Genomic DNA, 11,244 nt, shown 5'->3' on the forward strand with positions numbered 1-11,244 from the left:
GCGCCATGAACTCCTTGCCGGTCGTGGTCCTCGGCGCCGGCCCGGCCGGTGCCGTCGCCGCTGCCGAGCTCGCCCGCCGCGGTCTGCGCACGATCCTCGTCGGCCCACCACCCACCGCCACCCACACTCTGCTGGTCAGTCGGTACGCCGCCAACCTGGTCGCCGATCTAGTCCCGGACCTCCTAGCCGCCGGCACCCCGATCAACCGACTCGACGTCTCGTTCGGCACCCGCCCGCACCTCGTCATCTACGACGACTCAGACCTCACCGCCATCTCCTACCGCGACCTCACCAACCGCCTGCTCGCCACCGCCATCGCCCACGGCGTCGATCATCGCCCCACCGCACCTGACCTCGCCGCCAGCCACCAAGTAGTTGCCACCGGCGCCAAACCCGCCGGCGCGGCAGGCACCGGCTTCGTCGTCAGCCGCAGCTACAACCTCCCACCCACATCAGCTCGCCTCCACCTGTCGCCACCCGACGCCGCCGACCCCCACGGACCACCCCTGGTCGTCCGCGTCGTCGGCACCACGATCAGCGTCACCAGGCTGGCCGGCAGCGCTCCCCCAGACGCCGAGCAACTACTCACCAGAGCCCTCGACGAGCTGGCCGACCTCGACCCAGCCTTCGCCGGAGCCCTACCGGACGGACCGGCCACGATCTCCGGCGCAAGCAGCGCCTTCGCCCCCGAATCGGCCGCCGACGGCCATCGCCTGTACGTCGGCGACGCGGCCGGTCTGGTCAACCCGTTCACCGGCGAGGGCATCGGCCACGCCCTCCGCAGCGGTCTGCTGGCGGCCGAAGCGATCGCCGATTCCGACGACGCCGAGGCGGCCGCGGCGGCGTACAAGGCCGCTCTCCGTAGCAGCTTCGTCGGGTACTTCGAGACCGCCCGCCACGCCGCCAGGCGCTATCACCTCGCCTGGCGCGTACTCGCCGACACCGCGGGCAGCGGCAGCTCGTTCTTCGCCAAAGGGCGTCGCGCCGTCCTGATGCCCGACGGGATCGCGGGCCTGGCCGGGCACGAACGCATCGACCTCCGCCCCACCGACGAGCTGACTGTCGCCCCGTTCCTCGCTGCCGCAAGCGACATCGCCGTCGGCGCCGTCCGGGGCGAATGGCCGTTCATCGCCTCCCTCATCGCCGCCGAACACCGCAACCGGCCCTCCGACGCCCGCCCAGCACTCCTGTTCGCCGGCGCCCTCATGTCGGCGGGTCGCCCACCCGATCTCCGCCGAGCCGAGTTGGCCGCAGCCGTCGAACTCGCAGTACTCGGTTCGCTGGCTCTCGTCGGTCCGCTCTCGACCACGCCGCTCGACCGCGGCGTGGACTGGCAGACCGCGACCTCGGTCCTCGCCGCCGACTTCCTGATGGCGCGGGCGGCTGAGCTGGTCGCGCGGCACGAACCGCAGTACAGCTGGGCGTTCTCGGACTGGCTCGGTGAGTTGAGCAGCGTCCGCGCCCGGGTGTGGACCGATGCGGCGTCGCCGTTGGAGTTGTTCGCGGCGATGTTCGAGTTCCCGGCGCGGATCGGCGCCGAGGTGGGTGGGGCGAGTGACGAGCAGGTTCGTGCTATCCGCCGGTTCGGGCGGTACTGCGGTGAGCTGTTCGTGCTCAGTGAGGACCTGCGCGGCCTGGCCGGGCACCCGACGCGGTTGGAGATCGGGCTCGACGATGCGCGCCGGGCGAAGATGAGCACGCGGCTGGAGGAGGCGGCGCTTCGTAGTACCAGCGCAAGCTCTTTGGAAGCGGCCGAGGCTGCGCTCGAGGAGGTGGCGGACGGACCCGGCCGGCGGGTGCTGGCCGGGTTCGCCCGGTTGCTGGCTCGCTAGGTCGTCGTGTCGTACACGTTCCAGCCGGTGCCGACGACGTGCTCGGGCAGCTCGAACACCGTCTCCGGGTGGGCCGGGTCCCAGTTGCCGCTGTTGCCGATCGCGTGCAGCTCGCCGCTCGCCGGGAACTGCGCGATCCAGTCCGGGTAGGTGTCGTTGTCGACGTCGGCGACCACGCTCGCGCTGACCGAGTTGGCGTTCGGGGCGTTGACCAGGGTGTACCACTTGCCGACCCAGTTCCCGCTCGAGTCCTGGTCGGCGAACATGTCGAACAGCCAGATGCTGCCGTCGGTCATCGCGGTGAAGAAGTCCGGTACGCCGTCCGCGGTCAGGTCGGCCATGTCGAGCTGCCGCACCACCTGGTAGTCGTTGAACACCTTGCCGCGATAGCTGAACGTCGGCTTGCCGTTCACCATGCCGTCGTTCACGTACAGGTGCAGCGCGTTGTCACCCGTACTGCGGAACAGGATGTCCGCGCGGCCGTCGAGCTCCAGCGGATTGTTCGGGTCGCTGCCGACGAAGTCGGAGATGACGACCAGGTCAGCCACCTGCCAGCCGGTGCCGAACTGGTACTCCGTGCCGAAGGTCGCCGTCCCGTTGAACGTGCCGGTGTGCGGCGCGATGTAGAGCGTGCCGGCGGTGGAGATGCTCAGCAGGTCCTCGTCGCCGTCGGCGTCCAGATCGCCGCGCCCGATCCAACGGCGGTCCGACATCCCGGTCTTCACCGTCACCGGCGCCCCGAAGGTCGCCGCGTTGTTCAACGTCCCCGACCCCGGATGCACGGCGACCTCCGCACCCCGCTTGGTCAACAGATCGAACTTCCCGTCCCCGGTCAGATCCGCGGGTCCGTCAACAGCTGTGCGGAAACCGAGAGCCGGCTTCGGCGCTGTCTGCAACTTCTCGGCGCCGGGCGCAAGCTTCGGAGCATGTCCCGGCTGACTCGGCGGAGCTGCCGAAGCAGTACCTACCGACGTCAAGGCAGTAAAAGTCAAGGCGAGTACCGCTGTCGCAGCGGCAATGGTCAGGCGTCGGCGCAGTGGCGGTTGCGTGGTCAGCATTTCTTCACGCTAACCACGCATTCGGCTCCCTTCCTCCCTTTGCATCTCCTTCGAATAGCCCTGCACGCGGGTCGCACCCCGGCCACCCCGAACCGACGCCATAGAATCCGCCCGGTGACCTACGACGACCTTGACCCCTTCGAGCAGTTGAACGCGGCCGGCCTCCCCGAGCGGCAGCAGAAGATCCTGGTGGCGATCCGGGACTGGGTGGTCAAGCACGGGTACTCGCCGAGCACCCGGCAGATCGGTGAAGCCGTCGGCCTCCGCTCGTCCTCGACCGTCTCCCGGCACCTGACCAGCCTGGAGGAGAAGGGCTTCCTCAGCCGCAGCCAGTCGATGTCGCGGCCGATCGACGTCCGGATGTTCCTGCAGGACAGCCAGGCGCCGGCCGCGACGGACGACTCGGTCTCCGTCCCCGTCGTCGGCGACATCGCGGCCGGTACGCCGATCTCCGCGATCGAGCACCTCGACGACTCGCTCATGCTGCCCCGCGAGCTGACCGGCCGCGGCACGATCTTCGCCCTGCGGGTCCGCGGCGACTCGATGATCGACGCCGCGATCTGCGACGGCGACATGGTGGTGATCCGGCAGCAGTCCGAGGCGCACTCGGGTCAGATCGTCGCGGCGATGATCGACGAGGAGGCGACCGTCAAGGTGTACCGGCGTCGCAACGGCCACGTGTACCTGGAGCCGCGCAACCCGGCGTACGAGGTGATCGACGGCGACAACGCGACCATCCTCGGCATCGTCGTCTCGGTCCTTCGCAGCGTCTGATCAGCAGCGTCTGAGAAGCTGGGCGATATGACGACCTTGGCTGAAGTGGTGGCGCTGGCGAGTGAGGACCAGGGACTCGCGGTGGTCTCGACCCTGCGCGCCGACCAGACCATCCAGTCCTCGCTGGTGAACGCCGGCGTCCTCGACCACCCGTCGACCGGCGAACCGGTGCTCGCCTTCGTCACCTACGGCAAGGTGAAGCTGGCCAATCTTCGGGTGCGCCCGCAGTTGTCGGTCACGTTCCGCAAGGGCTGGAAATGGGGCACCGTCGAGGGCAAGGCCCAGCTGGCCGGGCCGGACGACCCGCAGCCGTGGCTCGACGCCGAGTCGCTGCGAGTGTTGCTGCGCGACATCTTCACCGCCGCGGGTGGCACCCATGACGACTGGGACGAGTACGACCGGGTGATGGCCGAGCAGCGGCGTACCGCCGTACTGATCACGCCGGACCGCGTCTACGGCTGACTCGACTGACCTGTTGGGCCGGCGCCGGCGTACCGGCGTACCGGCCCAACAGGTTCAGCGATTTCAGGCCGGCACTGGCAACAGCGTCGGCCGGTAGAGCGTCTCACCCGACTCGTCGTCGACGATCGCCACCCGGACCTCGTCCGGCTCGTAGCGCAGGCGCGGTACCGCGAAGACGGCCGTCGCCTCGCGATCGTCGTACGACGCCGTGTAGCTGATGAAGCGCCAGTCCCCTTCGTCCCAGTGGTCGCGGATTCCGGATCGCAGCAGCGCATTCACGGCCCGATAAGCACTACTGCGCAGCAACTGGTGCTCCGAGGTTGCCAGCGGTACGCCGTACGAGGCCGTGTTCGCCAACGGATGCGTGAGCCTGACCTTGAGCCGACGCAACGGCAGCAACCAGTACCGGTCGAGCTCGGCCGACAGGGCGACGAACAGCATCACCTCGACCGCCACCACCGCGATGGCAGTTGCTCCCGGCAACGACATCGCCCAGCCGGTGTCCGCCATCGACGCCCCCGCCGCGGCAACCAACAGCAACCCCGCCCTGCCGAAGGATCGCCACGTCACGGGCGCCATCGCGGACCCCGCGCAACCGCACGACGAATCCGGAGCCGCGATCCGGGTGTACGTCAGATAGCCGAGGAAGCCTACTGACAAAGCGATCGCGGCCAGGCTCTCCACCTTCCACACCGGCGGAAGCAGCAGCGACGCGGCGAGCAGCAACTCGACCGCGCCGACCGCACGGAACGCCGGCTCGGCCCGATCCTCGCCGACGAACCGCTTCAGAGCCGTCCGCCGTGCCCTGGCACCGACCAGTGGCCCGACGAGCTTCCCGTACGACGACCACACCAGCAGCGCGCTGATCACGAGCGCCTGGAGGGCCGCCACCTGTCCCATCATCGGCGGCCTCCCTACGCCGTCGCCGCGTAGACGGTGGCGACGTCGATCTCGTTGGTGTCCGGCCGCCAGGCGCCGATCACCTGGATGTGCTTGCCGACCTTCACCTTCGACATGTCGGCCACCGCGGGGGCGCCGTTGTAGACGGCCGCGCTGGTGCCCGGCACGACGTGACCGATGATCTTCGAGCCCTTGTGGTCCAGGTGCAGGGCGTTGAGTGCGATCCCGGTGACGTGCACGTTGAGGTTCACGATGTTCACCCAGACCGACTCGGCGGCGATCGTACCGTCGGGCATCGCCACCCCCCGGGCGTACAGGCCGTCGCCGACCTTGACCTGGTCGAGCGTGGTCGGGCGGAGTTTCCAGACACTGGTACCGCCGGTCAGCCGGAGCCGGTGGAACCGGCCGTCGGAGCCGGAGACCAGGATCATGCTGCCGTCGCGGGCGGTGACCCGGCCCTCGGCGAAGTTCGGGTCGGGCGCGCCCGGTTCGGCGTTCTGGGCGCGGGCGGCGAAGGCGGTCTCAGGGGCGAGGGAGCCCATGGCGGTCGCGCCGACCAGGGTCGCGGTGCCCAGTACGGCGCCGCTGAGCAGGGTGCGTCGATCCATCGTGTTCGTCATCGGTCAGTCCCCCTCAGCCTGCGTCTACCTGGCACGGAATGAGCCCGGAGTTCAGACTCGCGATGGCGCTGAACGCCGCGGGGGTCAGGTCGATGACCCGGTTCGATGCGCAGGTACCGCCGCAGCAGGCCCGCTCGCCGCAGAACAGGTCGGTCTGCGGTCCGCAGTCGGCGATGCTGGTGGTGACGCGGGCGCCGGTACACAGGTTGGTGGTCTGGTGCCGGAAGCCGCAGGTCCGGCGGGAGACGCCGGTGATCCCGCAGCGGTCGGGACGGGTGATCGAGTAGCAGGCGTCCGAGGTGTTGGTCCAGGCGTGCTGCGAGCTCCCCGAGTTACAGGTGCCGCAGGCGCCGTGCCCGGCCGTTCCGCAGGGTCCCCATGCGTTGCCGCAGCAGAACCATGACACTTCGCCTTGCAATCCAGCCATTTTCTTCCTCCTAGGTCCAAGGGGCGGTTCGAACCTTTCGGCACCCTTATACGTCGCTGGGAGTGGGATATCTACAACTCAGCGTGGTTGTTGGTAACTTTTCACCCTGCGGTAAAGGTTGACGCGTCATCACGGAACCGTTTCAAACGGTTGCGTTTGGCAACGGCGGCGAAGGGCACCTGGCCGGTGTACGGAGCGTCTCGGACGCGGCTGACCGCCCTGCGGAGGGGGCGAACCGCGAGGCGCTCGACTCCGACGAAAGGGACGAGAGCGACATGGGTGTCTTCGACAACATGAAGGACAAGCTGACCGGCGCGGTCGACGACCACGGCGACAAGATCAGCGACGGCCTCGACAAGGCCGGCGACGCCGTCGACGAGAAGACCGGCGGCAAGTACGGCGACAAGATCGACCAGGGCACCGACCAGGCCAAGGACCGCCTCGACGCCCTCGACGGCCAGGACGACGACATCAGCTGACCCCTCACAGCACGAACGGGCCGCGAGCACCCCGCTCGCGGCCCGTTCCGTCGTACCGCAAGACCAAGAAGGCGGGGCTGGGAAGGCCATTTGGGAGTATCCCGTGGGCGGTCGCGGGACGCTTGGGACAGGTTGGGGAATGTCTTCGCAGGTCAGCGCGCCGGCCGTTCCGCAACTGGCACCACGGGGGTGAAAACCGGCACCAGGACGCGCCGTCACGCGGTTTACCCCGAGGCCTCGCGCTGGGTAACTTCGTCATGTCGGCGCGTGCAAATGCACGTGCATTTGCCTCGTGCAAACCTCCGGGAGAACGTGATGTCAAGAAGCCCCCAGCCTGTACGCCGTCCGCGCGGCCGCCGTGCCGCGGTCCCTGTCCTGATCGTGCTGGTCCTCTGGATCGTGCTGTTCCTGTCGGCCCTCGGCATCGCCGCCCTGCTGCTCGTGCGCGGCATGGCGGTCCCGGCAGTCGTCAGCTCGGTCGTCGCACTCGTCACCGCGGCGGCCACCGTCAGCGGGGCCCTCACCCGCAAGGCCGTCGCCGCCGCCAGGGGCATCTGATGTCTGGCAAGTCACTTCTGCCGAAGTTCGCCCGGCTGCTCAAGGAGGTCCGCGTCGATTCCGGCCTGACTGTCCGCCAACTGGCTCGGGTCCAGGGGTTCGCGCACTCACATGTCGTCCGGACAACCTCGACCGAGCACCTGCCGAGGTGGCCGCGCGTCCGCGGCTACCTCGACGGCTGCGGCGTGGGCGGCGATGTGCTCTACGCCTGGTGGGAATTGTGGTGCACGGTCCGCAGCGTCGAGCAGGAGCTGCGCCGGACGCACCCCGCCGGTGAGGACCGGCAGTGGTACTGGGAAATGGTCGAACGGGATTGGCAAGCCGGCCTCCAGGCCATCAGCAAGCCCGACCCGCTCCTCGCGGCGCTCGAGTCGGTGACGACACTCGACGAGCTCGGCGCGGTCATCTCCGCGCTGGTCAGCCGGGCCGGCCTCGACTCGATCCGCAAGGTCGAGGCGCTGACCGACATCCCGAGGACGACCCTCAACCACTGGTTCAACGGCACCCGTGAACCAGACCCGGAGCGACTGCAGCTCCTGGTGACCAGACTCGAGGCGACCGACGCCGAACGACGTGGATTCGCCCAGGCACTCAGCCGACTCGCGTACGTCGCCTGCCCGGAACGCACCCGCCAGTCGAGGCCCTGTGTTCTGCACGGGTCCCACCGCGGCGTGCATCGGACCGCGAACGGCGAGGAGTGGCTGGAGGACGGCGTGCTCGACGGCGTACGGGGTCCGAAGCAGTGGGTCACCGAGAGCCTTGGCCAGTCAGCTGGACCGCACTGGTAGCTCAGGCCGGCACTACGTGCTGCATGGCTTCGGGGATTGTGTTGGTGACTAGGGCGCCGGTCGACTCCAGGGCCTGGCGGGTCATGGCGCCGCTGGCTACCAGGATGCAGGGGGCGCCAACTGCTTGGGCTGCGTGGGCGTCGTCTACTACGTCGCCGATCAGGACTACGTCGGCGGGGTTGAGATTTTGGGCTTCGAGGTGGCGGATGAGGTGGTCGGTTTTGGACTCGCCGCCGAGGGTGCCGGGGAGGCCGTCTACTCGCTGGAAGAGGTCGGTGAGACCGTGGCCGGCGATGGTGGGGACCAACTGACTGTGGAACCACATCGACAGCAAGGATTGCGTGCGGCCGGTCTCACGCCAGGCGGTCAGTTCGTCCGGTACGCCGGGTGCCAGCACGCTCGTGTGGAGCAACAGGTCGTACTTGTCGTGGTACAGCCGATCGACGCGCGCCCAGTCCTCGTCATTCAGCGGCTGATCCAGCACCCGCTCGTAGCAGGCGCGCACCGGACGCGAGTAGAACTGCTGCCACTCCTCCCACCGCAACGGCGCCCGCCCGAACTCGGCGCACACGTCGTTGACCGCCGCGAGCACCACCTCGTTGTCGTGCAACAAGGTGCCGTTCCAGTCCCAGACGACGTGCGATGCCTTCACGATGCTCACCGGCGCAACCCTAGGCGAGGTCCGTGTAGCTGACCGAAGCCCGGGTACTGGGGCGCTATGACTGACAAGAAGATCGCATTCCTGGTCGCCGCCGAGGGCATCGAGCGAGTGGAGCTCACCGAGCCGTGGAAGGCCGTCGCCGACGCCGGTCACCAGCCGGTGCTGCTCAGCCCCAAGACCGGCGACGTCCAGACCTTCGACCATCTCACCGCGAGCGAGAAGTTGCCGGTCGACCAAGCTGTCGGTGACGCATCGGTCGACGACTTCGCTGCTCTCGTCCTCCCCGGCGGCGTCGCCAACCCTGATGCACTCCGCACGGATGAGGCCGCGGTCGGGTTCGTCAAGGCTTTCGTCGACTCGGGCAAGCCGGTGGCGGCCATCTGCCACGCACCCTGGACGCTGATCGAGGCAGGCGTCGTCCGCGGCAAGACGGTGACGTCCTGGCCGAGCCTGCAGACCGATCTGCGCAACGCCGGCGCCACCTGGGTCGACGAGACGGTCGCCACCGACGGCAACCTGATCACCAGCCGCAACCCGGACGACCTGCCGGCCTTCAGCAAGGCTCTGCTCGACGCGATCGGCTGACCGCCGCCGGCCTCTGACCGCCGCTGGCATACTGGGCGGCCATGACCAAGTACACGCCTGAGGACCTCAACAAGCTCGGTGTCGGGGCGTTGCCCGGGCTGATCGGCATCGACTTCACCTCGGTGACGCCGGAGCTCCTGCAGGCCCGTACGCCGGTACGCCCCGAACTGCTCGCGCCGAACGGCTATCTCCACGCCGGCACCGTCGTCAGCATCGCCGACACGCTCTGCGGCTACGGCACGATCATCAACCTGCCCGAGGGCTCGACCGGATTCACGACGATCGAGCTGAAGAGCAACTTCCTCGGCACCGCCCGCGAGGGCGCCGTACTGTGCGAGGCCCGCCCGGTCCATCGCGGCCGGACCACCCAGGTGTGGGACGCGGACGTCACCAACGAGGACACCGGCCGCAAGATCGCGACCTTCCGCTGCACCCAGATGGTCCTCTGGCCGAAACCGTAGCTCCTACCGAAACCGTAGCTCCTAAAGGCGGATGGACTTCTTGTTCATGAACTCTTCGATTCCGGCCGGCCCAAGCTCCCGGCCCATCCCGGAGCGCTTGATCCCACCGAACGGCAGATCGGCCTGCGACCCACCAGCACTGTTCAGATAGACCATGCCGGCCTCGATCTGATCGGCGACGCGACGGTTGCGGTCAGCGTCGGTGCCCCACACGCTGGCGCCGAGACCGAACGGCGAGTCGTTGGCGATCACGATCGCCTCCTCTTCGGTCTCGGCCTTGAAGACCAGCACGACCGGCCCGAAGATCTCCTCGTAGTACGCGTCCATCTCCGGCGTGACGTCGGTCAGCACGGTCGCCTCGAGGTACGCGCCGGGTTCGATCCGCTGACCGCCGGTGCGGAGGGTGGCGCCCTGCCGGACCGCACGCTCGATCTGCTCGGCGACCTCGTCGGCCGCGGCGATCGAGGCCAGCGGGGGCAGCTTGGTCTCGGGGTCGGACGGGTCGCCGGGGAGGTAGAAGTCGGCCACCCGCTTGGTGAGTTTGTCGACGAACTCGTCGTACAGGTCGGCGAGCACGATCATCCGTTTGGGCGCGTTGCAGGACTGGCCGCAGTTGCGCATCCGGGCGGTCGCGGTCGCCTTGACCGTCTCGTCGAGGTCGGCGGAGTCGAGCACGATCAGCGGGTCGGAGCCGCCCAGTTCGAGCACGGTCTTCTTGAGGTGCTTGCCCGCGTCGGCCGCGACGGAGATGCCGGCTTGCTCGCTGCCGGTGAGCGAGACGCCCTGGATCCGCGGGTCGGCCAGGATCGCCGGGATCTGCCGGGAGGAGGCGAACGTGTTGACGTAGACGTCATCCGGTACGCCGGCGTCCCGTAGTACCGTCTCGATCGCTGCCGCCGACCGCGGGCAGATCGACGCGTGCTTGAGCAGGATCGTGTTGCCCAGCACGAGGTTGGGCGCGACGAACCGAGCCACCTGGTAGCACGGGAAGTTCCACGGCATGATCCCCAGCAACGGCCCGATCGGGTTCTTGGTGATCACGGCCCGCCCGCCCTTGATCGCCACCGGCTCATCGGCCAGCAGCTCCACCGCGTGGTCGGCGTAGTAGTTGAAGATGTCGACGACGATGCCGACCTCACCACGCCCCTCGTTGATCCGCTTCCCCATCTCCAGCGTCATGATCGCGGCCAGTTCATCAGCCCGCTCTGCGAACAACTCCGCCGCCCGCTTGACCACCGCAGCCCGCTCCACCACACTGCGCTGCCGCCAGGCCTGATACCCCGAGTGCACCCGGGCAACCGCCGCCTCCACCTCCTCAGCAGTCGAGTTCGGCACCTCTTCGACCAACACACCCGTCGCCGGATCAGTCACTGAATACATCGAACGCCCTCCGCCCTCGACAACACTGAGCCCCGCCAGGCTAGCGGGTTCGGCGCATACTGTATACATGCGTCTCACCCTCGCGGGACCGGCCCGGACGGCCACGCACGCACAACCCCCGCAGCCGCTGCCGACACGCGCAGAGCAAGCGTTTGCCACTCACGTTTGGCATGCACTGGCGAACGGGTTCCGGCCGCCCACCCACAGGCCGCGGTTTTCCGCGAGATCAAGGGAAAACCGGCTGGGACGAGCGCGCCGG

14 protein-coding genes are annotated in these 11,244 nt (G+C 68.5%); 8 read left to right on the top strand and 6 right to left on the bottom strand.

The annotated features are described in order from the left end of the window. Positions 1 to 5: 5 nt before the first annotated feature. A complete protein-coding gene (locus tag ABD768_RS29380; protein ID WP_344846374.1) occupies positions 6 to 1,832 on the top strand; it encodes a hypothetical protein in 1,827 nt (608 codons plus the stop codon). On the opposite strand, the gene ABD768_RS29385 is transcribed toward ABD768_RS29380, so the two are convergent. After that, entirely contained in the window at positions 1,829 to 2,890 is a 1,062-nt protein-coding gene (locus ABD768_RS29385; protein ID WP_344846042.1) for an FG-GAP repeat domain-containing protein, read from the bottom strand. The two genes, ABD768_RS29380 and ABD768_RS29385, sit on opposite strands and share 4 nt — an antisense overlap. A 114-nt stretch (positions 2,891 to 3,004) precedes the next feature. On the opposite strand from ABD768_RS29385, the gene lexA reads away from it, so the two are divergent. After that, the gene (gene lexA, locus ABD768_RS29390; protein ID WP_343965593.1) at positions 3,005 to 3,664 is read left to right on the top strand and encodes a transcriptional repressor LexA; all 660 of its coding nucleotides are present in this window, start codon (positions 3,005 to 3,007) and stop codon (positions 3,662 to 3,664) included. A gap of 27 nt (positions 3,665 to 3,691) precedes the next feature. Next, positions 3,692 to 4,126, top strand: a complete 435-nt coding sequence (locus tag ABD768_RS29395; RefSeq protein WP_343965595.1) for a TIGR03618 family F420-dependent PPOX class oxidoreductase — start codon at positions 3,692 to 3,694, stop codon at positions 4,124 to 4,126. Positions 4,127 to 4,189: 63 nt separating this feature from the next. Here ABD768_RS29395 and ABD768_RS29400 read toward each other — a convergent pair whose 3' ends face one another. The 3 genes from ABD768_RS29400 to ABD768_RS29410 are packed head-to-tail and all read right to left on the bottom strand — an operon-like array spanning position 4,190 to position 6,073. Then, the gene (locus ABD768_RS29400; RefSeq protein WP_344846045.1) at positions 4,190 to 5,029 is read right to left on the bottom strand and encodes a MauE/DoxX family redox-associated membrane protein; all 840 of its coding nucleotides are present in this window, start codon (positions 5,027 to 5,029) and stop codon (positions 4,190 to 4,192) included. Between the two features lie 11 nt (positions 5,030 to 5,040). Then, a complete protein-coding gene (locus ABD768_RS29405) occupies positions 5,041 to 5,646 on the bottom strand; it encodes a cell wall protein (RefSeq protein WP_344846048.1) in 606 nt (201 codons plus the stop codon). Positions 5,647 to 5,659: 13 nt separating this feature from the next. Continuing rightward, on the bottom strand, positions 5,660 to 6,073 hold the full coding sequence (locus ABD768_RS29410; RefSeq protein WP_343965602.1) for an RlpA-like double-psi beta-barrel domain-containing protein: 414 nt from the start codon (positions 6,071 to 6,073) through the stop codon (positions 5,660 to 5,662). 275 nt (positions 6,074 to 6,348) lie between these two features. Between ABD768_RS29410 and ABD768_RS29415 the strand changes: the two genes are divergently transcribed. The 3 genes from ABD768_RS29415 to ABD768_RS29425 all read left to right on the top strand — a co-directional run bounded on the left by ABD768_RS29415 (position 6,349) and on the right by ABD768_RS29425 (position 7,898). Further along, positions 6,349 to 6,552, top strand: coding sequence for an antitoxin (locus ABD768_RS29415; protein WP_343965604.1), 204 nt, complete (start codon positions 6,349 to 6,351; stop codon positions 6,550 to 6,552). 315 nt (positions 6,553 to 6,867) lie between these two features. Continuing rightward, the gene (locus ABD768_RS29420; protein WP_344846052.1) at positions 6,868 to 7,110 is read left to right on the top strand and encodes a hypothetical protein; all 243 of its coding nucleotides are present in this window, start codon (positions 6,868 to 6,870) and stop codon (positions 7,108 to 7,110) included. Next, a complete protein-coding gene (locus ABD768_RS29425; protein ID WP_344846055.1) occupies positions 7,110 to 7,898 on the top strand; it encodes a helix-turn-helix domain-containing protein in 789 nt (262 codons plus the stop codon). The genes ABD768_RS29420 and ABD768_RS29425 overlap by 1 nt, the downstream gene beginning before the upstream one ends. Before the next feature lies 1 nt (position 7,899). Here the strand turns inward: ABD768_RS29425 and ABD768_RS29430 are convergent, their stop codons facing one another. Then, positions 7,900 to 8,559: an HAD family hydrolase gene (locus ABD768_RS29430; protein ID WP_344846058.1), complete on the bottom strand. Its 660-nt coding sequence runs from the start codon at positions 8,557 to 8,559 to the stop codon at positions 7,900 to 7,902. Positions 8,560 to 8,616: 57 nt separating this feature from the next. Between ABD768_RS29430 and ABD768_RS29435 the strand changes: the two genes are divergently transcribed. Together ABD768_RS29435 and ABD768_RS29440 are read left to right on the top strand one after the other, a co-directional pair. After that, on the top strand, positions 8,617 to 9,144 hold the full coding sequence (locus tag ABD768_RS29435; RefSeq protein WP_344846060.1) for a type 1 glutamine amidotransferase domain-containing protein: 528 nt from the start codon (positions 8,617 to 8,619) through the stop codon (positions 9,142 to 9,144). 41 nt (positions 9,145 to 9,185) lie between these two features. Continuing rightward, positions 9,186 to 9,605 (top strand): PaaI family thioesterase, encoded by a 420-nt coding sequence (locus ABD768_RS29440; protein ID WP_343965614.1) that lies wholly within the window; start codon positions 9,186 to 9,188, stop codon positions 9,603 to 9,605. Positions 9,606 to 9,626: 21 nt separating this feature from the next. Here ABD768_RS29440 and ABD768_RS29445 read toward each other — a convergent pair whose 3' ends face one another. Further along, positions 9,627 to 10,985, bottom strand: coding sequence for an NAD-dependent succinate-semialdehyde dehydrogenase (locus ABD768_RS29445; protein ID WP_344846063.1), 1,359 nt, complete (start codon positions 10,983 to 10,985; stop codon positions 9,627 to 9,629). Between the last annotated feature and the right edge of the window lie 259 nt (positions 10,986 to 11,244).

It is taken from the genome of Kribbella ginsengisoli (assembly GCF_039537185.1).
GTDB classification, from domain to species: Bacteria; Actinomycetota; Actinomycetes; order Propionibacteriales; family Kribbellaceae; genus Kribbella; species Kribbella koreensis.